Source organism: Limosilactobacillus agrestimuris (assembly GCF_943193105.1).
Taxonomy (GTDB): domain Bacteria; phylum Bacillota; class Bacilli; order Lactobacillales; family Lactobacillaceae; genus Limosilactobacillus; species Limosilactobacillus agrestimuris.
The window spans coordinates 279,210-305,411 of record NZ_CALPCW010000001.1 but is presented as its reverse complement, the minus strand read 5'-3'; the positions used below and the strand labels follow the sequence as shown (position 1 = coordinate 305,411).

Genomic DNA, 26,202 nt, shown 5'->3' with positions numbered 1-26,202 from the left:
GCAGTGATTACCAACGGTAGTGTGCGAAAGCACGGTTGGCTTCAGCCATACGGTGAGTATCTTCACGCTTCTTAACTGAAGCACCAGTGTTGTTTGAAGCATCAATAATTTCGCGTGCAAGACGTTCAACCATTGTGTGTTCACCACGCAACCGTGCGTATTGAACAATCCAGCGAAGACCTAAAGTGGTCCGGCGTTCTGGACGAACTTCGATTGGAACTTGGTAGTTTGAACCACCAACACGGCGAGCCTTAACTTCAAGAACAGGCATAACATTTTCCATAGCTTGTTCGAAAACTTCTACAGGGTTGTTACCTGTTTCATTCTTAATTTCATCAAAAGCTGCATACAAAATCTTAGTAGCAGTTCCGCGCTTACCATCGATCATCAAGTGGTCAATCAAGCTGGTAACCAACTTTGAGTTGTACATTGGATCTGGTAAAATTTCACGCTTTTGTACATGTCCTTTACGTGGCATTACTTAATCCCTCCTAATATTTTACTTCTTGTCCTTAGGCTTCTTGGTACCGTACTTAGAACGTGATTGCATCCGTCCTTCAACACCAGCAGTATCAAGAGTACCACGAACGATGTGGTAACGAACCCCAGGCAAATCCTTAACACGACCACCACGAATTAAAACAACTGAGTGTTCTTGGAGGTTGTGACCAATACCAGGGATATAAGCAGTAACTTCAATCAAGTTTGAAAGACGTACACGGGCGTACTTCCGCAAAGCTGAGTTAGGCTTCTTAGGTGTCATAGTACCGACACGGGTAGCAACTCCACGCTTTTGTGGTGATGGAGTCTTAACTTCTTCCTTCTTAAAAGTGTTGTAAACGTAGCCAAGAGCTGGTGACTTTGACTTGCCCTTGTGGCTCTTACGGCCCTTACGTACCAATTGGTTAATGGTTGGCATAATTTTTCCCCTTCCTAATTTTTAAGTCCACACATCCAGGTGGTTCTTTTTTGCGAATAAAAAAAGTTCTTGGATGATATTAAATTACGTGCCTTCGTTGACGCAAAGTCTGCCCAACGACAGACACCGACGTTGCTATAAAAAGCACCTTTAATAGACTATCACGGACTACCAGTAATGTCAACGAAGTCTCAATAAATTTTCTAAGTAACATTTCGTGATTTTTACGTTATGTATCTATAGCAAAACTTTTGGAGATGATCACGTTGCTTTTTATACTTATTAATTGTTGTATTCTTGTTACTCTCACGTCCTTTACGACCCTTTGCGCTCAACGGCAACTCAATAATCAGTTGCCGTGGTCACCTAAACGTTCTTTTTGTGATCATTGCCATCACACATTATGCTGGTGGCAACTCATCCCCATCTTCGGTTTTGTCCTTCAACTAGGACACTGCCACTGGTGTAATAAGCGGATTTCGCTATTTTTTCCGTTATCAGAACTAATAATCGTCTTAGTCACCCTCAAAGCCTTCACTCACTCCTGGTACCACAATCTTGTTCTCACCTGTGTTTTACTTACACTCTTATACCTTTCAACCACCGATTTTATTGCCCAAGTAATCTATCCGGTCGCCATAATTGGTTTGTTTCCACTCATCCTCATTCTCCCACAGCAACATTTTTCAATTATAAATGTCACGGTTGAACTCTTAATTATTTCTGGCTTCCTATTTACACTTCAAATGATTACTAAAGGACTTGGCACTGGTGATATTGAATTTATTCTTGCAACCAACATAATTTGGCACTGGGAAGCAACCGCCCAGATTGTTTTAATTGGCTGCTTACTTACTCTCATCCCTGCAATAATTAAAAAGGACAGAAAACTGCCCCTCATCCCTGGATTAGCTCTTGGCTTCATCCTGAGGTTGCTTTTCTGTCCCTACTAAGGTTTCATCTGTCGAATCGTCTCTTATTTTAACAAGAAATAATTGTTCGCCATATTGAGCAAGGTTTTCAATATTTTGAAGTAACAATAGTAACCATGAAAATGAAAGGGCAAATTCAATTAGTTCAAACGCTGTTAATGATAGGTAATTTGCTAGCTTAAAGATAATATATTCTGCCCCCATCACCGCACCAATTACATAGGAAATCGTCAAAAATTGCTTAGTCACTTCTGGCAAGATCCACCTAATTGCAACGATTAAAATTAGCATAATATAAACTAACCACATTGAAATCCGGTCATGGAGGATATGAAACTTAGGATCATTGGGGAATAGCCCAATTGCTGCAATACAAGCAGCCTCACCATACAATAACCAGCGCAATAATTGCGTCTTAACTCCCGGATACTTCCGTTGTAAATTAACAAAAAGGTAATCAACCAGTGCAATCATTAATAATCCCGAAAAAATCAAGGTTACATTAAATTGCAAATTTGCTGGATTCTGTGACGTCCCCAAAAAGCTAAAATTGTGTTTCCACCAGTCTCGGGTAGAATTTGTAAGCATGGAAAACAGCATCCCACCGATAATCATGATCGTTAATAAATTAGTAATGATTCCTGAAGTAAGGGTTAAGGCAAGGTTAATCATCAAGTAATTAATTAGCGCAATAATTACAAAAACAAAAGTAGTTGAAGTATAGATATCAAAGCATGCATCCATAAAAAGTTTCCCTAACAACCAAAAAAAAGCTGAAAATGAGAACGCAATAATCAACCCACAAGCAATCGTAATTGTCGGTAAGCTTCGCCAATAAACATTCCTCGTTGGCCCATTATTTCGTAGCTTAGTAACAATAAAACTAACCACAAAGACAAATAACCCACTTACCAAACTTAGCAACATCGAACCATTAGCAATCGAATAACCCCCAGTAATTGGCACTGTCCTCATATGGTGATTACGACAAAAAATAAAAAATGAAACTGTTAATAAGATAGCTGGTAAGATGTACCAATATAATTTAATTCGTGGCAATTGATCAGTTACCTTCGAAGGCCTAATAGTAATTTCATTATGATTAACATTTAATTCTAGTTGTTCATTTGATTTAAAACCCGTCTTTTTCATTGCTGACGCTGGAATTTCAATAGTATATCTTTTTGACATTTTTTCTCCCAAAAGTAATGGAGAACCATAGTAACTTAAACTACAGTTCCCCTGACGTTAATTATCCAACATTTAAAATAGCAAAAAGGACCATGACAATCAAGTCACGGTCCTTTTCAAACACTAGTTAATTAGTTTTGCTTGTCTTCTTCCTTCATCTTGGCTTCTAAGTCCTTAATGGAGTAAGCGGCAACATTAACTTCCTTTGGCTTAATGTTCCGGTATGTACTCATACCAGTACCGGCAGGAATAATCTTACCGATAATAACATTTTCCTTCAAACCAACTAATGGATCGTTCTTACCACGAATAGCAGCATCAGTCAGGACACGAGTAGTTTCCTGGAATGAAGCAGCTGATAAGAAACTGTTAGTTTCAAGGGCAGCCTTGGTAATACCTAAGATAACTGGACGAGCTGTAGCGGGAATGTTACCAGCTATCAATGTCTTGTAGTTAGCGTCACGGAATTGACCAATATCCATCAATTGTCCTGGCAACATATCAGTGTCACCTGGATCCATGACACGTACTTTCCGCATCATTTGACGAATCATAATTTCAACGTGCTTATCTAACAGATCAATACCCTGCATACGGTAAACTTTTTGTACTTCAGCAAGGAGGTATGTTTCTGTAGAAAGAACATCACGAACACGAATCAATTCCTTAGGATCAATTGAACCTTCGTTAAGGGCGGTACCACGGTGAATGAAGTCCCCTTCAGCTACCCGCATCCGAGCAGTAATTGGTAAAGTGTACGTCCGGGTATCAGTTTCACCCTTAACAGTAACATCCTTAGTCCGTTCTGCAGGATTTTCCTCGATCGATTCAACTTCACCAGTAACTTCAGTAATTGTTGCACGACCCTTAGGATTACGTGCTTCAACAATTTCTTGGATACGTGGAAGACCTTGGGTAATATCGTCGTTACCGGCAACACCACCAGTGTGGAAGTTCCGCAAGGTCAATTGAGTACCTGGTTCACCAATTGATTGAGCTGCAACAGTACCAACTGCTTCACCGGCTTCAACACGGTCACCAGTAGCGGCGTTCCGGCCGTAGCACCGTTCACAAACACCGTGTTCAGTGTTACAAGTAAATGCGGAACGAATAGTAACCTTCTTCACACCAGCATCAACAATCTTTTGTGCCATTTCTTCATCAATCAGAACGTTCTTGCCAACGATCTTTTCGCCAGTCTTTGGATCAAAGACTGACTTCATCGTATAACGACCCATAATCCGATCGTAAAGTGGTTCGATCATTTCGTTACCGTTTGTAATTGCAGTAACTTCAAGACCACGATCAGTTCCACAGTCCTTTTCACGAACAACAACGTCTTGAGCAACATCAACCAACCGCCGAGTTAAGTAACCTGAGTTAGCAGTCTTCAAGGCAGTATCAGTCATACCCTTACGAGCACCGTGAGAGGAAATGAACATTTCCAGAACTGACAAACCTTCATAGAAGTTAGAAAGAACTGGCAATTCCATAATCTTACCGTTTGGTGAAGCCATCAATCCACGCATTCCGGCAAGCTGAGTAAAGTTAGAAATATTACCACGAGCACCTGAGTCAGACATCATGTTGATTGGGTTATGGATGTCCATGTGTTCAATCAACTTGTTTTGAACTTCATCCTTAGCATCGTTCCAAATACCAATAACCCGATCATAACGTTCATCATCAGTAATCAAACCACGACGGAATTGCTTAGTAACCAAATCAACTTGCTTACGAGCCTTCTTAATGATTTCTGGCTTTTCAGGTAAGTCATGAATATCTGACATTGCAGTTGTCAAACCAGAAATAGTTGATTCATAGTAACCAAGATCCTTAATCCGGTCAAGGAAAAGAGAAGTCTTGGTAACCTTGTACTTCTTGTAAACTTCAGCAATCAAGTCAGACAAGAAGCCCTTCTTGAATGGTGGAACAAGTGGTGCATTTTCAAGGTAATCGTTGATATTTTCACCAGGATCGAGGAAGAAGCGATCATCAACACCCTTAGTGATATTATCTGCGGTTGGTTCGTTAATGTAGTTAAAGTCCTTAGGAAGAATCCGGTTGAACAATAACTTACCAACACTAGTTACCATGATCTTGCCACGTTGTTCTTCAGTGAATGGCTTATCAGGGAATGCAGAAACTTGCACACCAACACGTGTTTGTAATGAAACATAGTTATTCCGGTATGCCATTTCAGCTTCATCGGTATCCTTGAAGATCATTCCTTCACCTTCACGACCCTTATCTTCAGTGGTCATGTAGTAGTTACCGATAACCATATCCTGAGATGGAGAAACGATTGGTTCACCATCACGAGGACTCAAAATGTGGGAAGCGGCAAGCATAAGTAACCGTGCTTCGGCTTGTGCTTCATCTGAGAGTGGCACGTGGATAGCCATCTGGTCCCCATCAAAATCGGCATTGTAAGCAGTACATACCAATGGGTGAAGACGCATTGACTTCCCAGAAACCAGAATTGGTTCGAAAGCCTGGATACCTAACCGGTGCAAAGTGGGTGCCCGGTTAAGGAGAACTGGGTGTTCCTTAATAACATCTTCAAGAACATCAAAGACATCATCATCCCGACGATCGATCTTCCGCTTAGCTGCTTTAACGTTAGCAGATAAACCACGCTTAACTAATTCGTGCATAATGAATGGCTTGAATAATTCAAGAGCCATTGGAACTGGAAGTCCCATTTGGTTCATCCGTAATGATGGACCAACATCAATAACTGAACGACCAGAGTAATCAACCCGCTTACCAAGTAAGTTTTGACGGAAACGGCCTTGCTTACCCTTAAGAAGGTGAGAAAGTGACTTCAATGGACGGTTACCAGGACCAGAAACTGGACGACCCCGACGACCGTTATCAATCAAAGCATCAACGGCTTCTTGAAGCATCCGCTTTTCATTTTGAACAATGATTCCGGGAGCTTGCAACTTCAAAAGGCGCTTTAAACGGTTGTTCCGGTTAATAACACGCCGGTATAAATCGTTTAAGTCAGAAGTAGCGAACCGGCCACCTTCAAGTTGAACCATTGGACGTAAGTCAGGTGGCATAACTGGAATAACATCAAGAACCATCCATTCAGGCTTGTTACCAGACTTAATGAAGGCTTCCAAAATATCCAATCGACGAATAGCACGGGTCCGCTTTTGACCAGTAGCTTCCTTCAATTCTTCCTTCAGTTCTGCTGCTTCCTTTTCAAGGTCAACGTCAGCTAATAACTTCTTAATAGCAGCGGCACCCATTTCAGCAGTAAAGCGATCACCAAATTCAGCTTTCTTATCACGGTATTCAGCTTCAGAGAGAAGTTGTTTCTTTTCAAGTGGAGTATCACCTGGATCCAAAACAACATATGAAGCAAAGTAAATAACTTCTTCAAGTGAACGTGGACTCATGTCTAAGACAAGACCCATCCGACTTGGAATCCCCTTGAAGTACCAAATATGTGAAACTGGAGCAGCCAATTCGATGTGACCCATCCGTTCACGACGAACCTTTGAACTAGTAACTTCAACACCACAACGGTCACAAACACGACCCTTGTAGCGAATCCGCTTGTACTTGCCACAAGCACATTCATAGTCCTTAGTTGGGCCAAAGATTCGTTCGTCAAACAGACCTTGCTTTTCTGGCTTTAAAGTCCGGTAGTTGATTGTTTCGGGCTTCTTAACTTCCCCATAAGACCAACTACGGATCTTATCTGGTGATGCCAGGCCGATCTGCATACTTTCAAATTTATTGACATCAATCAAAGGATTTTTCCTCCTTATTTTAGTAGTTTACGTTCAGTGCTAAGTAAAACTAACTAGTCTTGCTTAGTCTTGTCTTGTTCATCAGTTGTTGCTGTTGACTTTTCAGAAGAAGCTTCTTCCTTCTTTTCCTTTTCTTCAGCATTATGCTTTGCGGCATACTTAGCTAAAGCATCAACATTAACAACTTGATCATCGTCTTCGTCCATGTTCTTTAATTGAACTTCATTATGGTTACCATCAAGAACCTTCATATCAAGGCCTAATGCTTGTAATTCCTTAACAAGAACCCGGAATGATTCAGGAACACCTGGCTTTGGAATTGGTTCACCATTAATGATGGCATCGTAAGTCCGAACACGACCAACAGTATCATCTGACTTGTAAGTAAGGATTTCTTGAAGGATGTATGCAGCACCGTAAGCTTCAAGAGCCCAAACTTCCATTTCACCGAACCGCTGACCACCGAATTGAGCTTTACCACCCAATGGTTGTTGGGTAACAAGTGAGTATGGACCAGTAGAACGGGCGTGAATCTTATCATCAACCATGTGGGCTAACTTAAGATAGTGCATTGAACCAACGGCAATCCGGTTTTCAAATGGTTCACCTGTCCGACCATCATAAAGGATTGTCTTCCCATCTTCTGGGAATCCAGATTCCTTAACAGCATCCCAAACATCCTTATCAGTAGCACCATCAAATACTGGTGTTGCCATGTGAATACCAAGACGCTTTGCGGCCATTCCTAAGTGCAATTCAAGCAACTGACCAATGTTCATACGACTTGGCACACCCATTGGACTCAACATAATGTCGATTGGAGTACCATCTGGCATATATGGCATATCTTCTTCAGGGACAACGATTGAAACAGTACCCTTGTTACCGTGACGACCTGACATCTTATCACCAACTTGGATCTTCCGCTTTTGAGCGATGTAAACCCGAACCATGGTGTTAACACCTGGTGAAAGTTCATCACCATTTTCACGAGTAAAGACCTTAACGTCTTGGATAATACCGCCACCACCGTGAGGAACACGGAGAGAAGTATCACGAACTTCACGTGACTTTTCACCAAAGATAGCGTGAAGCAAACGTTCTTCAGCGGATAATTCTGTCATTCCCTTAGGAGTAACCTTACCAACTAAGATATCACCGTCGTGGACTTCAGCACCAATTCGAACGATCCCATTTTCATCCAGATCCTTAAGGGCGTCATCACCGACGTTAGGAATTTCACGAGTCATTTCTTCAGGTCCAAGCTTGGTTTCCCGAGCTTCTGATTCGTAAGATTCAATATGGATAGATGTGTAAACATCATCCTTAACCAACCGTTCGTTAATTGCGATGGCATCTTCGAAGTTGTAACCTTCCCAGGTCATAAAGGCAATCAATGGGTTTTGACCCAAGGCTAATTCACCTTGTTCCATTGATGGTCCATCAGCAAGGACATCATCAGCATCAACATGTTCGCCAACTTTAACAATTGGCCGTTGGTTATAGTTCTTACCACCGTTAGAACGACGGAACTTCATTAACTTGTAAGTATCAAGAGTACCGTCTTCTTCACGAACACGAACTTCACGAGCATCAACATATTCAACTGTCCCTGGCTTCTTAGCAATCATGGCCACCCCAGAGTCATGAGCTGCTTTATAGTCAATTCCAGTACTTACCAATGGTGCATGAGGGTTCAACAATGGAACAGCTTGACGCTGCATGTTAGCACCCATCAAGGCACGGTTAGAGTCATCGTTTTCAAGGAATGGAATACATGCGGAAGCAACGGAGACAACTTGTTTTGGAGAAACGTCCATGTAGTCGACGTTCTCAACACTCGTTTCAATGTAATCATCCTTATCACGACACATAACTTGGTCTTCAGCAAATGAACCATCATCATTCAATGGTGTATTAGCCTGAGCGATAACATAATTATCTTCTTCGTCAGCAGTTAAGTAGTCAATCTTATCGGTTACCTTATGAGTCTTCCATGAAACACGCCGGTACGGAGTTTCAATAAATCCGTACTTATTAACACGGGCATAGGATGAAAGACTGTTAATCAAACCAATGTTAGGACCTTCGGGAGTTTCAATTGGGCACATCCGACCATAGTGGGTATAGTGAACATCCCGAACTTCATATCCGGCACGATCACGAGTTAAACCACCAGGACCAAGGGCAGAAAGACGCCGCTTATGGGTCAATTCACCAAGTGGGTTAGTTTGATCCATGAATTGTGACAATTGTGAAGAACCGAAGAATTCACGAATTGAAGCAACAACTGGACGAATATTAATCAATTGCTGTGGAGTAACGGTATCAGGATCTTGAATTGACATCCGTTCACGAACAACACGTTCCATTCGTGCTAAACCAATCCGGAATTGGTTTTGTAATAATTCACCAACAGAACGGATCCGCCGATTACCCAAGTGATCAATATCATCAGTTGAACCAATACCTTCTTGTAAGTTAAAGAAGTAGTTCAATGAAGCAAGAATATCAGCTGGTTCAATGTGCTTGTATTCTAATGGAATATGACCATTACCAATAATTGGCACAACACGATCTGGATCTTCATGGGAGTAAACTAAGATCTTTTGAAGCTTTACTGGTTCAGTAACTACGGCTTCATCAGAAGGAGTATAAGTAATCATCTTGAAGTCATCACGATCTAAGTATGGTTCTAACTTCTTCAATACTTCCTTAGTTACCTTGTCACCCTTTTGTGCAAGTACTTCACCAGTATCTGGATCAGCAAGGGTTTCAGCCAAGGTTTCACCAAGAAGACGGTACTTCAACATTAACTTCTTGTTAGTCTTGTAACGACCAACTGGAGCCATATCATAACGCTTTGGATCAAAGAACCGTGCAGTTAACAAGTTCCGAGCTGAGTCAGCGGTCTTTGGTTCACCTGGACGAAGACGTTCGTAAATGTCCTTAAGTGCTTCTTCAACCCGAGAATCTTCAGCATTCTTGTGAACATCCTTATCCAAAGTCAATGATAAGGTTTCACTGTTACCACCAAACATATCAATGATTTCATCATCTGAGCCAAATCCAAGAGCCCGGATTAATTCTGTCATTGGTAGCTTACGAGTCCGGTCAATTCGAACGTAAGAAATGTTTTTGGCATCAGTTTCGTATTCAAGCCAGGCACCACGGTTTGGAATAAATGTAGCACCATAACTTGGCCGACCATTCTTGCCGGCTTCTTCACTATAGTAAACACCTGGTGACCGAACTAATTGAGAAACAATAACCCGTTCAGCACCATTAATAATGAAGGTCCCTTGATCTGTCATTAATGGGAATTCACCAAAGAAAACATCTTGAGACTTAATTTCCCCAGTTTCATGGTTAGTAAGACGCAAAGTAACGTGAAGTGGTGCAGAGTAGTTTGCATCATGTTCACGCGCTTCATCAACAGTATACTTAGGTTCCAAAAGTTGATAGTCAACGAATTCCAATGACAACTTCCCTTGGAAATCATCGATTGGCATAATATCATTAAACATTTCCCGTAAACCTTTATCCATGAACCATTTATATGAGTTGGTTTGGATTTCAATTAGGTTTGGCAACTCGAGAACTTCTTTAATTCGGGAGTAGCTACGACGGGTACGGTGCTTACCGTATTTAACTAAATGTCCGGCCAAACTGTTCACCTCTCTAATTTATTCAGTGAGTTTTAAATATTACAATTTGATTACAAATAGGTCAAAATCGTAATTTTGAGCAAAAAAAATCCAAAAACAGTTAAAAACTGCCTTTGGTTTTATTTACTGAACCTAGTGGACAATAGATCACTAAGTTCATATGAGAACTCACAATTACATACTACTATATGATATAAGATTATTAATTAAATGTCAATAGAGTTACTCAAATAATTATTTTACTTTTGAAAGACCACTAATAATGCAGTCCAAAATCAACTGATCACGCTGGTCATCGCTAATATTATGACCACCAATTGGTTGGTAGGTACCAAAAATTGGTGAAATTTCGGCTAAGAATAATTCAGCCGCTTCTTGTGGCAAAATATCAGGACGCAATTCTACTTCTGGTTGTTTAAAGTACTCAGCAATTGGTTGAAGATAGTTCATCGCTAAAATCATATTTAGTTTTTGCTGAGAACTCTTTGAAAGTAAATTAATTGCTTGGTGATACTGATCATAAATACTTACTGGATGGTGTTTTTTCAACACAACAGCAATTTGCCACAGTTGTTCATTAGGGGTCAGCTTATGCTTTCGCATTACCTTATTAATGTCTTTACGAACCTTACTACTCAGGTTAGTCATCACATCAAGATAAAGAACTTCCTTATCTCTAAAGTGATGGTAAAGAGCTGGTTGGGTGATCCCGACTTGTTTAGCAATATCACGAGTAGAGGTCTCACCAAAGCCTTTTTGTAAGAAAAGCTTAGTTGCTGTTCTCATAATTGACTGTCGTGTCTTCTCAAGCTGTTCAGCCCTCTTCATGGTTTATTATCTCCTAACATATTAATCGCATTATAAATATATAATGCCACCAAAAGTATGGTTTGACAAGCTTCTCAGCAAAATTATCTGTTATTCATTTTAATATAGATAAAATAATATTTTTATTTATATCATTTTTTATTAAACAGACGATAACATTAATGTTTAATAAAGTTCGAGAAATAAAGAGATTCCGCCATCCAACAAATTGAACAACGGAACCTCTTTTGTCAAATTAATATTATTTTTTTATCATTCGTCCTCGACGACTATTTTCACTACTATTTTTTACTTTTAAATTAATCTTTCCTTGGTGAGCACCGACAACCACATTATCACCGGTTTTAATCTCATCACTTAATAATGCAGTACTTAGTGAATCCTCAACCAAATCCTGTAAAGCACGCCGAAGTGGCCGAGCACCATATGCCGGATCGTAACCCTTAGTTGCTACAACATCAATAGCTGCAGGAGTGACTTTCAGGTTAATTCCTTGTTCCGCGACCCGTGCTCTTAATTGAGCAACCATTAGTTTAACAATTTGATGAAGTTCATTCTTTTGTAAGGAATGGAAGATTACTGTTTCATCAATCCGGTTCAAAAACTCAGGACGGAAATGTAGCTTCAATTGTTGACGGATTGCAGATGCCATTGCTTGATAATCTTGACTAACATCTCGTGCACCAAAACCAACTTCCTTCTCATCCTGAAGCTGGGTAGCCCCAAGATTAGAAGTCATAATAATAATGGTATTGCGAAAATCTACTTTTCTCCCCTTAGCGTCAGTCAAGTAACCATCATCAAGAACTTGAAGTAACAAGTTAAAGACATCTGGGTGAGCCTTTTCAGCTTCATCTAACAGCACAACTGAGTAAGGATGTTGACGAACCTTTTCGGTTAACTGTCCACCCTCATCATAGCCAACATAACCAGGAGCTGCACCAATTAACCGACTTGTACTGTACTTTTCCATATACTCGGACATGTCGATCCGGATCATATTGTCCTCTGAACCAAACATTGCCGCTGCAAGTGCCTTTGCTAGCTCAGTCTTCCCGACACCGGTTGGCCCAAGAAACATAAATGAACCAATTGGTCGTTGCGGATCCTTCAACCCACTTCGAGCACGACGAATTGCCTTTGCAACCACAGAAACAGCTTCGTCCTGGCCGATAACCCGGTTATGAAGAACTTTTTCTAGATTAACCAGCCGTTCACTCTCGCTCTTTTTCAACTGGGTTAGTGGAACGCCAGTCCATTCAGCCACAATCTTAGCAACGTCTTCTCCAGTAGTATGTAGCTGGTGCTTTGCAGATTGCTTCTCTGCCTTCTTTTCTTGCTCATCAGCCTTGGCCTTTAATGTCAATTCTTCTTGACGAAGGTTCGCAGCTTGATCAAAGTCCTGATCCTCAATCGCATTTTCCTTCTTCTGCCGAAGTTCAGCTAATTTAGAAGTCAGTGATGGCTGATGCTTTTTCTTTTCTTCAGCATCAATCCGTACCATCGATGAAGCTTCATCAACTAAATCAATTGCCTTATCTGGTAGGTAACGATCAGTAATATACCGACTAGAAAGTTTAACAGCTTGTTTTAAGGCATCATCATCAATTTTGACATGGTGATGTTCCTCATATTTTGGCCGTAAACCGTTCAAAATTTGCAAGGCAACATTTTCAGATGGTTCTTCAACTTGAACCGTGGCAAACCGACGCTCTAATGCAGCATCCGATTCAATATACTTTTGATATTCATCAAGAGTAGTTGCACCAATAGTCTGTAAGTCACCACGGGCAAGGGCTGGTTTCAAAATATTAGAAGCATCAATTGCTCCTTCAGCTCCTCCAGCACCAATCAAGGTATGTAATTCATCAATAAAGAGAATTACGTGGCCATCTTTTTGAATCTCATCAATAACCTTTTTTAGACGATCTTCAAATTCTCCTCGATACTTGGTCCCAGCAACTAACGAGCCCATATCAAGCATCATTAAACGTTTTCGCGCTAAATCTTCAGGAACTTCATTATTTGCCATCCGGCGAGCTAGCTCTTCCGCCACTGCGGTTTTCCCAACCCCCGGTTCACCGATCAGGACTGGGTTATTCTTTGTTCGTCGACTAAGAATTTGTTCCACCCGTCGCAACTCTTTATCACGACCGATTACAGGGTCAAGCTTACCATCCCTTGCCATTTGAGTCATATCTCGAGCAAGCTTATCAAGGGTTGGTGTTCCTGACTTTCTTGCCTGTCGTCTTTGTTGTTTCCCTAACCGTTGCCGTGCTTGAATATCAGAAATACCAAGGCGACGTAAGGTTACCTTACGAATCTGACGTGGTAAAACATCCAGGCTCATCAAGATTCTCGAAGAAAGGATCCCCTCATCCGAAATTAACGCAAGTAAGATATGTTCAGTACCGATCTTTAACGCATTTAACTGTTGTGCTTCCTGACCAGCTAACGCTAATACTTGTCGTGCCTTTGGTGAATACGGGAGATAATCGGCCGGTCCCATGTCATCCATAGTTCCGTAGCCAATCATTCTTTCAATCTCTTCTTGAATATCATCACTAGTAATGGAGAATTGCTCAAAAATCTTGCTAGCAATCCCCTCTTTCTCAATTGCCAATGCAAGTAATAAATGTTCAGTACCCACGGCTTGGTGTTTAAAGTATTTTGCTTGTTCATGGGCAAGTGCTAAAACGTGCTTAGCACTTGGTGTAAACATATTATCCATTAATTGCTTTCCACCTAGCTCTCATACCGTAAACGATTCAGCATTGAAATTAAAATTCTCGCTCTCAAACGAGATTCAACATTACAATCATTCACATTTAGTGTTTGCTTTGATAAGGCAACTAACATTAAGTCCCCCTCTCGCCTCGTCAATACTTTCTCATCATAAAGCGTTCGAATAATATCATAAGCATCACGCTCACTAATCGAATCGCCAATTGCTTGGATCAGTGAGTTTAACACATCAACATTATCAAGTAAATTAACCCGCTCGATCCGAATATAACCACCGCCACCACGCTTACTTTGAACTAGGTAACCGTGTTGAATGGTAAATCGTGTCTTGATTACGTAGTTAATCTGTGATGGAACAACGTCAAAATGATTAGCAATTTCTGATCGGCGGATTTCAATCTGAGATGACTCTCCAAGGATTTGCTTCAAATACTCCTCAATAATATCTGAAATACTCTTTTCTTCCATTAACATCACCTCCAAATTTTATTTGACTAATCTTGACCAAATTTTACCACAATATTAAATTGGGAACCAGAAAACAGTCCCAATAATATGGAATGTAATTTAAACCAGAAAAAGAGACTGGTGGCTCTCCAGTCTCTTTTATTTCAAAAAGGGGATAATTTAGATTAATCTTCTAGGCTGAAATCAACAACGTTCCGACCAACAACCTTGTTATCCTTTAATTCTTGGATCATGTCATTGATTTCACTAAGCTTCCGTGTCTTAACAATTGGGTGAACCTTACCTTCAGCACCAAATTGGAAACATTCAGCTAAGTCTTGACGAGTACCTACTAATGAACCAGCAACGATAATTCCATCAAGAACTGTCTTAGCAATGTTAAGTTTCATGTCACCTTGTGGAAGAGCAACGGCAACTAACTTACCATCTGGACGAAGTGAATCAACCGCTTGGTCAAATGCTGAAGCAGAAACAGCAGTTACAACAGCGGCGTGAACACCACCAACTTTTTCTTGGATTTGCTTATCAACGTCACCATCATGACGGTTAATAAGAATTTCTGCACCATTTTCCTTAGCAGCTTCAAGCTTGTCGGGATTACCGTCAACAGCAATAACGTGAGCACCGAAGACGTTGTGAGCAAATTGAATTCCCAAGTTACCAAGACCACCAGCACCAACAATTGATACCCATTGACCTGGCTTAATGTCAGCAACCTTTAATGCCTTGTACATAGTAACACCAGCACAGGTTAATGAGGTAGCTTCAACAGGATCAAGGCCTTCGGGAACCTTAACAGCGTAGTCAGCAGGAACAATGCATTGTTCTGCCATTGCACCATCAGCAGTGTAACCAGCATTCAAAACGTTCCGGCAAAGTGTTTCACGACCAGTAAGGCAGTATTCACAGTGTCCACAGCCCTTAAAGAACCAAGCAATAGATACCCGGTCCCCAACTTTTAAGGAAGTAACGCCAGGAGCAACTTTAGATACACGACCAACACCTTCATGACCGATAATCCGACCTGGCTTCTTACCAAAGTCACCAGCGGCAACGTGTAAGTCGGTGTGACAAAGGCCACAGTATTCCATGTCAACTAAAGCTTCACCCGGCTTAAGATCACGAAGTTTAACATCCTTAACAGTAACGTAACCATCTACTGGATCATTAATAACAGCAGCTTTCATAATCTAAAATCTCCTTTGGACTTGTTATTTATTACACAAGCTATAATACCAAATTAGTTTTGCTTTTTAAAGCGCTTTTGTGAATAAATAAACAGAAATTTTTCAGACCAATATTTCTTTATTTGCCTACTATTTTACTTAATGTAATTATAACCAGATAATACCAATGTGATTAAATTAGCAAATAAATTCTAATATATAGTCTTATTTTGTTAACCTCTATGTTCACTTAGGAAGTCGCCTTAAAATTTCAACTAATGACCGCTTTCAATTAAAATGTAAAAAGTGCCCCACCCTAATTATGAAGATGGAACACTTTTAAGAATTAAATTACCTATTGATACTAAAGTTATTACTAATAAAGTAATAACAAAGTAGAGAATAAATAAAAAGCCTAATGTATTGGCTTATTAAATACACCAGACTTTTTTATTATCGGAATTACAAGATTTGAACAAATGGTACACAAGTAACTAGTTTCTTCCTATTATATTAGGATTTCATTTGTGAAATTTGAGTCTTGGTACAGAAAATATACAGAATACTTCTGTCCGGCAGAAAATGTGGCTATCGTTATTCGGTAGCCATTTTTTAATAAAAAAGAGCGCTTATTAGGCGCCCACAACCGGTTCGGTTTAAGTAACGAACTGAAACCATTTTGCACACCGGCATCATAATTCTAACACTTATATTATAATATGCTTTTTCTATGATACAATGTTTAAGCACATTGTTAGGCGTAACGAACCTACAAATGCGTGCATGTTGGAAGGTGTCCCAATTGCATTGTTGGTGCATCATAATTCTAATCGTGCCGAATAGACTCGTTAAGTAACTGCTACATTCTGTAAAGGCTCTCAAACGCCTAATTGAGGGAATTCTTGGTTAAACTCCAAGTCATTTCTGAAAACAATCGTAAGAGTTGCTATTTCAGCGGTAGTATTTGCTATTGCTGTTTTTTTATTGTCCTTGGATAAAAGTAACTATATCCTCGTAATACATCACTCACCGGGATTATTTTATTACCAGCTTTATCTATCCACAAAGTAATACCCATAAAAATCTCATATGCTTTTCTACCGGCACACAATACAAACGGCTACATTCCCCGAAAAGCACTTAATTATCGCACGCCATTAGAAGTATTCTTAAGTCAAATCTCTAAGGAACAATTTTCAGTTTTTTCTAATTTAAATTGACATTGCAGGTTTCAAAATAATTTTTTATTCGGAAAAATATATTTTACTTAGCATAACTACCCATAGTGCTAGTTCGTAATAAAACTCATTATCCGTAAATTGTAGACCAAAATTATCATTTCCAACCGAGTCTGAAAACCAGATAAAGTACGAGTTGTGTTTTCTTCAACGTTGTATTGCTTCAATTTTGAAAAGCAACTCTCGGTCTGGCGTCGTAGCTTTTTAAGGTGACGACTATTGTGTTATGCTACACCCTTTTAAGATACTGATAAAAATTAGTATAAATTATAGGATTCGAACCTCCGATCTTTTCTTTATGAGGGAGATGCTCTACCAGCTAAGCTATGCTGGAATAACTCAACGGATAATCATACCTGTCAAGCTAACTCATAATAATTTTTAGCTATCTTTTTACCAGGCTTAACCATAATTGATGACAAAGATAGACAGACAAGTATGAAAGAAGCCACGTTAATAACCAAGTTATAAACACGGTCAGGTAAGGAGTAGCTTTAAGCGTTAGCCGCATGCCACCTGTATACCATAATATTCGATCCCAAAAAACATTCGCTAAAAAGGCGCGATAGGCATAAAAAGCCAGGTAATGAATTATTTTAAGGCAGCGTTGCATTCGATAGACTTTTTGAACAATACAAATAAGATAGATCAGGATGATAACTGCTAACGCATAGATTGCCATTGAGGGTCGATAGTAAGTATCATCCAGTAAATCCGTTAAATGATGAGCTGAAATAAAAATATATCTTGTCCAGGCATACATTAAAAGATAAAAACCAATAACAAGCCACCAATAATGAAATAGTAAACTTTGAATTTGATGATGGAAATTCCATGCAAGGCCACCATAAAAGCCAAAAATCAAAAAGCTCAAAAAACACCGATCGAGAAGATACCAATTACTATTCTCTTTGCCACTAAAATTGAAGCAGTCATAAAAAACAAGCCAGCTAAAGTATACTATTCCAATTCCAATAACTGTTCCCCCTAGCCGGCAAAGATTATTACCAACATAGACAGTTACTGACTTAATTATCGGCATAATTATTAAAAACTGCAACATCATAACGCTATACCAGAGATGCGGCGCTGCATTCCCTGTGATAAACTGCCAAAAAAAGGAAGCCAGGTTATAATAATGACCATGTTGCTGCAAATTAGGCATTATTAGCAAATATACTAACGTCCAAATAATAGTTGGTACGAAATTATTAGCCCATTGATCTTTACAATACACCTGAAGATTCAAATCTTTTCGATTACCGCTTTGCCGAATAACCGTAAATACAATCCCAAAAATAAACGCTGGCGATGTAAACTTAACAAAATTGTAAAAAGAAGCAAAAACTTTTAACTGTTCAATACTAAGATTGGTCTTAACAGCCATACTAATAATCGGTTGAAACATTACCATTCCATTAGCAATAACTTTTAAGTAGTCTCCTATATCGGCAGCCCACCAACCTTTATCCGTTACTTCGACTTGATTTGGTATCTCTTTCATTATTAATCCTTATAATCTAATTTTACCTACTTTTTATAAATAATAAATAATTTAGCTAAGATTGTCCACCGTTAAGCAGTAAGCAGGCAATAACAGTACGTATTGAAAAATCAGGGCCATGAGCTACCGAAAGTGGTAATTAAAATAACAAAGCCTATTATAACAACCATTATTAACGGTTATTACAATAGGCTTACTCAATAGTCGGAATTACAAGATTTGAACTTGCGACCTCTGCGTCCCGAACGCAGCGCTCTACCAAACTGAGCTAAATTCCGAAAAGAAAAAGCGTAGCAACACTATTCAGTGTGCCACGCTTTTTTAGTAGTGCACCCAGAAGGAGTCGAACCTTCAACCTTCTGATTCGTAGTCAGACACTCTATCCAATTGCGCTATGGGTGCATAAGAGCGGAAGACGGGATTCGAACCCGCGACCCCCACCATGGCAAGGTGATGTTCTACCACTGAACTACTTCCGCATAACTGTTCTGCAACAATAATTAATATATCACGTGTCACAGACCGATGTCAATACTTTTTTGAAATAAATTTTTATTCCAAATGCGGATGAAGGGACTTGAACCCTTACATCTAAAAGATACAAGATCCTAAATCTTGCGCGTCTGCCAATTCCGCCACATCCGCATATGGAGGATACAGGGCTCGAACCTGTGACCTCCTGCTTGTAAGGCAGATGCTCTCCCAACTGAGCTAATCCTCCGAAAAATGATATATTCATAATGGAACTTTATTAATATATCATCATCTAAAATTAATGTCAACAATTATTTTAAACCAAGTTCAATTAATTTCTGATCAATCATTTTTAACACTTGTTTTGCCGCTTCTGGATCTTCAACAAAGTCATATTTATCCCCATCAATTAACATTTTAGGACTGGCATCATACTGATTATACCAGTCACGATAACGCTCATTAAGGTTCTTGTAGTAATTATAAAGAGATGGATCATTTGAAATTTGTTCATATGACCGACCACGTTTTTTAATCCGTTCAAGCATCGTATCAAACGAAACTTGAATCGTGATTAAAAGGTTAGGCGCTTTTTGATGTGGTTGTTCAGGCAATTCTTCCATCATGTTATGTAGTAATGATGAGTAAATATCAGATTCAGTTTCAGTTGCCCGTCCCATATCAGCGTTCAGTTTAAACAATAACGCATCTTCAAAGATTGAACGATCAAGGACATTTAAATCATTTCCAAATGATTCTTTAATCTCATCTAATCGCCGATTCAAGAAGTAAATTTGTAATAAAAAGCCATACTTTTTAGGATCCTTATAGAAAAGTGGCAAAATCTTATTGTCATCAACTGATTCATAAAATGCTTGGCTATTTAAATGATCTGCAAGTAATCCGGTTAAGCTTGTCTTTCCGGCACCTATCGTCCCTGCAAGTGCAATCATTGAATTTTTATCCCCCTTTGTTTGTTAAAAGCAACTTAACCATTCTACCATTGAACAAGGGAAAAAAGAAGAGACTGAATTGGTGTTTAGTTCTCTTTTTATTGTTCTTTTCATATTACAAAAAAGATCCTGAAGTACCAATTTTGATAGTACCAAGGATCTCTTATATAGAATAAAATTTTACTAATTATCTTCTGGCTCGTACTTTTCACCCTTAGTTCGCCGAGATAGGTCAACTTTTTTAAGTGGAATAATATGAGTCTTATACCGAATCTTGTAGTAGAAGAACAAAATAAGGAATAGCGGAACACTCATATAGGTAATTAAGATATTAGACCAATCGAGTTTGGCAAATGCTTCAACGTTTTGACCGCAAATAACGATCGTACAAAGAATGAACGCAAAAATTGGTCCAAATGGGTAAAGGGTGGCATGGTACTTAAGTTCACTTACAGAATGTCCCTGAGCAACATATGCTCTTCTGAAACGATAGTGAGAAATAGCAATTCCTAGCCATGCAATGAAACCACAAAGTCCAGAAGCGTCAGTCAAGTAAAGGTAAGCTTGAGGAACAATAAATTGGGTTGCAAAGGCTAAAGTTGAAACCACCATTGTCCCGATCAGTGCATAGATCGGAATTCCCCGCCGATTAACGTAACCAAAGAACCGCCATGCATAACCTTCACGGGCCTGTGAATAAAGCATCCGGGTAGAGGCATATAATCCAGAATTGGCAGCAGAAACAACGGCAGTTAAAATAACCGCATTCATAATACTAGCTGCAACTGCTAATCCAGCCCGCTTAAAAATAATGGTGAACGGACTCATCGTAATATTAGTAACATCAGAATTCAATAAGTTCTTGTCCGTATAAGGTAGAACACAGGCAATAACAAAAATTGCAAAGATGTAGAACAAGAGGATCCGCCAGAATGTTGAATGAATTGCCTTTGAGATAGATTTTTCCGGAGTAGCAGCTTCACCAGCAGTAATTCCGACTAATTCCGTTCCCTGGAAAGAGAATCCGGCAACTAAGAACACGCTAATGATTGCTGGAATCCCACCGACAAACGGTGCTTTTTTGTAATGGAAATTGCTAAAGCCAACTGGTTGGCCACCCATAATTCCAAAGATAATTGCAACACCAACAATCAGGAAAACGACAACGGTTATTACTTTAATTAAAGCTAACCAGTATTCCGTTTCCCCATATGAACGAACTGATAAATAGTTAATTAAGAAAACAAGGACTAAAACAATCGTACTGAATATCCAACTTGGAACACGTGGCAGCCAGAAATTCATCACGATTCCCGCACTGGTCACATCAACTGGGATTGTAATTGCCCAATTAAACCAGTAGTTCCACCCCATTGCGAACCCTAAAGCGGGATCAACAAACTTTGAAGAAAAGGCGGAAAATGAACCAGTGAGTGGCATATAAGTGGACATTTCACCTAAACTGGTCATTAAGAAATAAACCATAATTCCCATGATACCGTACGCAACTAGCGCACCACCTGGTCCTGCGGTTGAAATAGCTGAACCACTCGTAATAAATAGCCCAGTACCAATCGTTCCACCTAAAGCAATCATCGCTAAGTGACGGGTCTTAAGGGTTCTTTTTATCTGTCCCTGACCACTACTCGTATCTTCTGACATTTTAATTCCTCCCCATATATCTGAGCGATTAAGCAATTAAAAAAAGGTCTTCTAAATAAGGCAACCCCATTAGAAGACCCAAAATTATCATTGAATCGTTCAGCGAAGCGCCCCGCGATTTATCGCGACAGTCCATGACTTTTTCAACCATGTCCCAACCCTTCTTAGAATAAGCTAAGAAAGATTTCGGCACTCTTTCCTTTCAAGACTACTCCGGAACTTATTTTCCTAATAGTCCGTACTGATAAAGAATGCAACCTCTTCATTTTGACAATATTATACTCTCATCATTTAATAACGCAAGTTTTACTTCCTACCCTAACGTTCCCAATACTCAGTCATTCCGGCTTTCGTTGCTATTTGGATAAAACCACATCGCTTGAGTACCCGCTTTGAAGATTCATTATTTTTCTTGACTTCAGCGACTAGTTTAACACTGTACTTATCTAACTCCTGGCAAACAGCGCTTAATACTTCTGTCATGTAACCACCGTGTTGAGCCGGAGGAGTAAGGAGGTAGCCAATCTCGTACTTTTTAGGAAACACCTCCCCATTTTTTCCATAAACACGAAGAAGAATGATTAGTCCAAGTAACTGTTGTTTATCTCTCGTTTTAATTTGTAATACACACTCCGAACGGCAAAGTAGTCGCAAAGAATTTAAATCAACCTTGCCAAACGAAACTAGGCCAGCCCGCCTAAATAATGACTGGTACTTCAATAGAGGAGTTAATGAAGCCGCCTCTTGGGATCGAACACGTTTAATAATTAGCCGGCTAGTCTTTACTATCATCTACCATCCTCCTATTTCCCGGGAAATAAAAAAGCGCAATCAAGATCAAACAAGACCTTTGCGCTTTAACCTAATAAATTGAATTACTAAATACCTTTATCTCACGAAGTTTTGGTGCCCAAGCAACATATAACCATTCAGCTACCTGAAGCCAAGCGTATGCCAATAGCATTGCTGCAATTGTATCTACTGGCCAGTGAGCGTAAAGGTATACTCGAGAAACCGCTAAGAAGAAGATCGCGAAAATCAGTAATAACTGACAAATTGTTCGAACAGCTGCCCGTTGGATAATTGGAATTACCACCAAGAAGAGGATTCCGGCAACTAAAAACAGGCCAAGGGTGTGACCACTTGGAAAACTATAGCCATCATCAGCAACGAGGTGTTGTGCTGGACGAGCCCGTTTTACAAAGTGTTTAACGATGGTTCCTAAGACATCCCCACCAAGGATTGTGCAAATTGCCCATACAGCAGGGATCCGGTAATTTTTCAACCATAAAACAATTGCAATTATCAGAACCCATAGTAGGTCAAGCTTGGGACTAGCCAAAAAAGAGATTAAGGTCATTAAGGCATGGAACCAACCAATATTTTCCAAACGTTGACTTGTGAACAAGGATTGAAAAATAGCATCCATCGTGGTTCCGATCGTCGAGTTAAACTTAATCATTAACATCAAAACAATAAAAACAACCCCGCTAATGGTGAATCGTTTCCATCGCTGATTATCTGGAACAATTAACATTATCTTTCTCCTATCATCTATATAAGCATTAGTTTAGAGTATACCATACCATTAAGCTTTTGATTTTGAAGTTTTCGATAAAGTACGAATATATTTAACGGCCCGAATCAACAATTCACCAAGCCCAAAGCCAAGGGTGATCGCACCAGCAATTACAATTACCTGGTAAAGGTAAAACATCGCTAAAGGATAATTACCTAGCGCAAAATTACGAACCATTTTATAAGCTTGTCCCCCAGGAACAAACGTTACTAATGCGGGAACATTAAAGACAATCATCGGCATTTTTAAATGACGGGCTGCGACCATGCTAAATAGTGAAATCAAGATAGCAGCAAACAGGTTACTAATTGCTAGTCCTACGTGATGATGATAATAGATGAGCCAATATATAACCCAAACCCCACCACCAATTATTCCGGCCATATTGTAGGCCCGCACTGGAATATGAAGTAAAATTCCGAAGCATACGGTTGAAACATATGAAAGAATAAATTGCAAAAATAAATTTTCCCAGTTCATTGGCTCCTCCTAACTAAAACGCATAACAATTACAATCGCACTTCCAATTGCAACCGCAGTTAAAATTGCCTCAATTCCTCGAGTTGGGGCACTGATTAGGTTTCCGGAAACCAAATCTCGCGCCGCATTTGTTAACGGAATTCCAGGAACCAGTGGCATAACACCACCAATAATGATTGAATTTGCGTTATGGGTCCACCCAAATTTTACGGTTATGATTGCTAAAATACCAATTACTAACGAAGCACAAAATTCACCAAGATATTGGATTTTAAACTTACGAACTACGAAGGAAAAAACAGCATAACTTAAGCCACCAATGATAAAAACTGCCCACCAATCTACCACGTCACCTGTAAAAACAACCATTAAAGCAGCACTTAAAATAGCTGCTGCAAGAGTTTCTAATGGATTTTGCCACCATCCACTTACCTGTCGCTCAACCGACTTCAACTGAGCATAAGCTTCAGGTAGTTCAATTACGCCACTGGCTAGTTCCCGCGAAACTTCATTTACTGCTACTACTTTACTAAGATCGTTCTTTCGCCGCCGAATATCTGCAACTTGTGAATTAGGAAGATCATCACTACTAGCAACAATCCCGGTTAAGGTCGTAAAGGCTTGAAATTTTCTTAAACCAACATTTTTAGCCATCCGATCCAGGGTATCGTTCACCCGTTCCATATTTGAACCATTTTCAATCAGGAGTCTTCCTGCAAGGACACAAGTTCGTAAGGCAAGAATTCGTCGTTGTTCCGTTAGCATTAGTTTTCCCTCCTTAATAACAAGGTGTATTAAAAGAGGCTGGGAATTACCTCAGCCTCTTTACATCAATTATTTACCTGTATTATCAGCCTTGATAAAGATGTTATGTGATGCCTTGTATGAAACATTCAGTGGTGTATCTTCACCATCTTTTTCAATTACTAATGGCCCTTCAAATGGTTCATGACGAATCACTTTAACAGTATCATCTGGCCGTAATTTTAATTCTTCAAGGTATGTTAACAATTCATGATTATCCAAGAAACGTTCAAGTTGAACAGTCTCTCCATCATTGGCATCCGCTAATAAGCGATGGGAAACATCTGGGAATTGTCCACTAGCTGATGGAATTACCCCACCATGTGGACATGCTTGTGGGTGCTGTAAAAAATTGTCTAGCGCCGTTGCTAACCGGTCACTGGTTTGGTGTTCCAAAACTTCTGCTTCTGAGTGAACATCCGCAAAATTATAATGCAACTTATTAACCAGGAACGTTTCCCATAGACGATGTTTACGAACTAATTCTGCCGCATACTTTTGTCCCTTTTCAGTTAACGAAATTCCAGCATATGGTTCATGAACTACTAGTCCCTCATCTGATAATTTTGAGACCATTTCCGTTACAGAACCTGCTGCGATACCTAGGCCCAAAGAAATATCCTTATTTGAAACCTTTTTGTGGCTACCACCAAGCTCAAAGATAATCTTAAGATAATCTTCTTTCATCGGTGTCAAGGGCTACATCCTCCTCTACATTGTTTCTCGGCCTACGAACGGTCTACTAAGTTAATTAATAATAACATATTTGATTATAGCATAACTAATAAATAACTTCTTCGGATAACCTAATTTTTTTGTTAGCTATTGTTTTAATATGATAAACTTAAGATAACAGATATATTAATGAGGAGTTTTACAATGGATGAACAAATCACGGGAAAGCGTTTCTTAGCAGTAACCGTACTAAATGTTCTAATTACTGTCGTGGAAATTATTGGGGGCCTATTTTCAGGAAGTTTAGCATTACTATCCGATGCCTTTCATAACTTAGGGGACTCTTTTTCAATCGTCCTTGGTTATTTTGCCCAAACGATCGCAAATAAACCAGAAACAAGTAAAAGAACATACGGATACCGTCGAGCTGAAATACTAGCTGCAATGGTAAATGCTACTTTTCTAGTAATTGTTTCAGTTTTTTTAATTATTGAAGCTGTTAAGCGACTTCAGCAACCAGCACATATCAACGGTGAAATAATGTTAATTGTCGCCGTTGTTGGTTTAGTTGCTAATCTTCTTTCAGCAATCCTCCTTCATGCCGGCAGCCACAGTAACTTAAACGTTAAGGCAACTTACCTCCATGTTTTAAGTGATGCCTTATCTTCATTTGCAGTTATCATCGGCGGGGTAATCTTAACCTTTGTTAACATCACCTGGCTTGACCCTGTCTTAACAATTGCTGTAGCTATCTACATTGCCTACGAAGCATGGCCAGTAATTAAACAGACCGTTACTATCCTGATGGAATCAGCACCAAAGCTTGATTATAAGGGAATTGAACAGGACCTAATCCAAATTGACGGTGTTACCGCAGTGCACCACGTTCATACTTGGATGATTGATGAAAAGCGGATTATCTTTTCTGCTCACTTAAATTGCCATGATATGAAACTTAGCGATGTCGAAAAAATTTACCGACAAGTTGATAAACTATTAAATGAAAAATACGGAATCTGTCATGTCACTATTCAAGCAGAGTACCATCGAGGAAAAGATGAGGAATTCTTTGATACGAACGTTGATGAAGAAAACTTAATTAAATGATCAAAAAGGCCTAGGTGAAAACTAAAACGTTTTTCCTAGGCC

19 protein-coding genes, 5 tRNA genes, 1 pseudogene and 1 riboswitch are annotated in these 26,202 nt (G+C 39.5%); of the genes and pseudogenes, 2 read left to right on the top strand and 23 right to left on the bottom strand.

All coding sequences use genetic code 11. The features are described 5' to 3' along the window. Nucleotides 1-7: 7 nt before the first annotated feature. Nucleotides 8-478 (bottom strand): 30S ribosomal protein S7, encoded by a 471-nt coding sequence (gene rpsG / locus NFR46_RS01420; protein ID WP_003716646.1) that lies wholly within the window; start codon nucleotides 476-478, stop codon nucleotides 8-10. 21 nt (nucleotides 479-499) lie between these two features. After that, entirely contained in the window at nucleotides 500-919 is a 420-nt protein-coding gene (gene rpsL / locus NFR46_RS01415; protein WP_040530789.1) for a 30S ribosomal protein S12, read from the bottom strand. A gap of 257 nt (nucleotides 920-1,176) precedes the next feature. Here rpsL and NFR46_RS09445 point away from each other — a divergent pair, with 257 nt between their 5' ends. Next, complete coding sequence (locus tag NFR46_RS09445; protein ID WP_420908573.1) at nucleotides 1,177-1,872, top strand: prepilin peptidase; 696 nt, start codon at nucleotides 1,177-1,179, stop codon at nucleotides 1,870-1,872. Here NFR46_RS09445 and NFR46_RS01410 read toward each other — a convergent pair. The 21 genes and pseudogenes from NFR46_RS01410 to NFR46_RS01315 form a co-directional block, all read right to left on the bottom strand. Then, nucleotides 1,828-3,042, bottom strand: coding sequence for a DUF998 domain-containing protein (locus NFR46_RS01410; protein ID WP_251574132.1), 1,215 nt, complete (start codon nucleotides 3,040-3,042; stop codon nucleotides 1,828-1,830). The two genes, NFR46_RS09445 and NFR46_RS01410, sit on opposite strands and share 45 nt — an antisense overlap. Nucleotides 3,043-3,173: 131 nt before the next feature. Further along, nucleotides 3,174-6,809 carry a DNA-directed RNA polymerase subunit beta' gene (rpoC, locus tag NFR46_RS01405; RefSeq protein ID WP_191683836.1) on the bottom strand — a complete coding sequence of 1,212 codons (3,636 nt, stop codon included), beginning with the start codon at nucleotides 6,807-6,809 and terminating at the stop codon, nucleotides 3,174-3,176. Nucleotides 6,810-6,862: 53 nt separating this feature from the next. After that, nucleotides 6,863-10,486 (bottom strand): DNA-directed RNA polymerase subunit beta, encoded by a 3,624-nt coding sequence (gene rpoB, locus NFR46_RS01400; protein WP_251574130.1) that lies wholly within the window; start codon nucleotides 10,484-10,486, stop codon nucleotides 6,863-6,865. A 225-nt stretch (nucleotides 10,487-10,711) separates the two neighbouring features. Beyond that, nucleotides 10,712-11,305 (bottom strand): TetR/AcrR family transcriptional regulator, encoded by a 594-nt coding sequence (locus NFR46_RS01395; protein ID WP_251574129.1) that lies wholly within the window; start codon nucleotides 11,303-11,305, stop codon nucleotides 10,712-10,714. A 241-nt stretch (nucleotides 11,306-11,546) separates the two neighbouring features. Then, entirely contained in the window at nucleotides 11,547-14,036 is a 2,490-nt protein-coding gene (locus tag NFR46_RS01390; protein WP_251574128.1) for an ATP-dependent Clp protease ATP-binding subunit, read from the bottom strand. Nucleotides 14,037-14,050: 14 nt separating this feature from the next. After that, entirely contained in the window at nucleotides 14,051-14,518 is a 468-nt protein-coding gene (locus NFR46_RS01385; protein ID WP_191683840.1) for a CtsR family transcriptional regulator, read from the bottom strand. A 164-nt stretch (nucleotides 14,519-14,682) separates the two neighbouring features. Beyond that, nucleotides 14,683-15,705 carry an alcohol dehydrogenase AdhP gene (gene adhP / locus NFR46_RS01380; RefSeq protein WP_191683841.1) on the bottom strand — a complete coding sequence of 341 codons (1,023 nt, stop codon included), beginning with the start codon at nucleotides 15,703-15,705 and terminating at the stop codon, nucleotides 14,683-14,685. Between the two features lie 1,267 nt (nucleotides 15,706-16,972). Beyond that, nucleotides 16,973-17,119: pseudogene (locus tag NFR46_RS09440) on the bottom strand (IS982 family transposase); the annotation flags it as partial. A gap of 188 nt (nucleotides 17,120-17,307) precedes the next feature. Beyond that, complete coding sequence (locus NFR46_RS01375; RefSeq protein WP_251574127.1) at nucleotides 17,308-18,426, bottom strand: acyltransferase family protein; 1,119 nt, start codon at nucleotides 18,424-18,426, stop codon at nucleotides 17,308-17,310. A gap of 204 nt (nucleotides 18,427-18,630) precedes the next feature. Then, nucleotides 18,631-18,704, bottom strand: a tRNA-Pro gene (locus NFR46_RS01370). Between the two features lie 50 nt (nucleotides 18,705-18,754). After that, nucleotides 18,755-18,828, bottom strand: a tRNA-Arg gene (locus tag NFR46_RS01365). Between the two features lie 5 nt (nucleotides 18,829-18,833). Continuing rightward, a tRNA-Gly gene (locus NFR46_RS01360) sits at nucleotides 18,834-18,905 on the bottom strand. Nucleotides 18,906-18,988: 83 nt separating this feature from the next. After that, nucleotides 18,989-19,071: transfer RNA gene (locus NFR46_RS01355), tRNA-Leu, on the bottom strand. Nucleotides 19,072-19,074: 3 nt separating this feature from the next. Further along, nucleotides 19,075-19,147: transfer RNA gene (locus tag NFR46_RS01350), tRNA-Val, on the bottom strand. 64 nt (nucleotides 19,148-19,211) lie between these two features. Next, the gene (locus NFR46_RS01345) at nucleotides 19,212-19,853 is read right to left on the bottom strand and encodes a deoxynucleoside kinase (RefSeq protein ID WP_251574126.1); all 642 of its coding nucleotides are present in this window, start codon (nucleotides 19,851-19,853) and stop codon (nucleotides 19,212-19,214) included. A gap of 183 nt (nucleotides 19,854-20,036) precedes the next feature. Continuing rightward, entirely contained in the window at nucleotides 20,037-21,515 is a 1,479-nt protein-coding gene (locus NFR46_RS01340) for an amino acid permease (protein WP_251574125.1), read from the bottom strand. 97 nt (nucleotides 21,516-21,612) lie between these two features. Further along, nucleotides 21,613-21,786: riboswitch (Lysine riboswitch) on the bottom strand. A gap of 47 nt (nucleotides 21,787-21,833) precedes the next feature. After that, the gene (locus tag NFR46_RS01335; protein WP_251574124.1) at nucleotides 21,834-22,307 is read right to left on the bottom strand and encodes a GNAT family N-acetyltransferase; all 474 of its coding nucleotides are present in this window, start codon (nucleotides 22,305-22,307) and stop codon (nucleotides 21,834-21,836) included. A gap of 70 nt (nucleotides 22,308-22,377) precedes the next feature. After that, nucleotides 22,378-23,052 carry a phosphatase PAP2 family protein gene (locus NFR46_RS01330; protein ID WP_251574123.1) on the bottom strand — a complete coding sequence of 225 codons (675 nt, stop codon included), beginning with the start codon at nucleotides 23,050-23,052 and terminating at the stop codon, nucleotides 22,378-22,380. Between the two features lie 51 nt (nucleotides 23,053-23,103). Next, entirely contained in the window at nucleotides 23,104-23,574 is a 471-nt protein-coding gene (locus NFR46_RS01325; protein WP_191683846.1) for a threonine/serine exporter family protein, read from the bottom strand. Between the two features lie 9 nt (nucleotides 23,575-23,583). Further along, nucleotides 23,584-24,339 (bottom strand): threonine/serine exporter family protein, encoded by a 756-nt coding sequence (locus tag NFR46_RS01320; RefSeq protein ID WP_251574122.1) that lies wholly within the window; start codon nucleotides 24,337-24,339, stop codon nucleotides 23,584-23,586. A gap of 69 nt (nucleotides 24,340-24,408) precedes the next feature. Beyond that, nucleotides 24,409-25,074: a metal-dependent transcriptional regulator gene (locus NFR46_RS01315; RefSeq protein ID WP_251574120.1), complete on the bottom strand. Its 666-nt coding sequence runs from the start codon at nucleotides 25,072-25,074 to the stop codon at nucleotides 24,409-24,411. Between the two features lie 183 nt (nucleotides 25,075-25,257). Here NFR46_RS01315 and NFR46_RS01310 point away from each other — a divergent pair, with 183 nt between their 5' ends. Beyond that, nucleotides 25,258-26,160, top strand: a complete 903-nt coding sequence (locus NFR46_RS01310) for a cation diffusion facilitator family transporter (RefSeq protein ID WP_251574119.1) — start codon at nucleotides 25,258-25,260, stop codon at nucleotides 26,158-26,160. The last annotated feature ends 42 nt before the right edge of the window (nucleotides 26,161-26,202 follow it).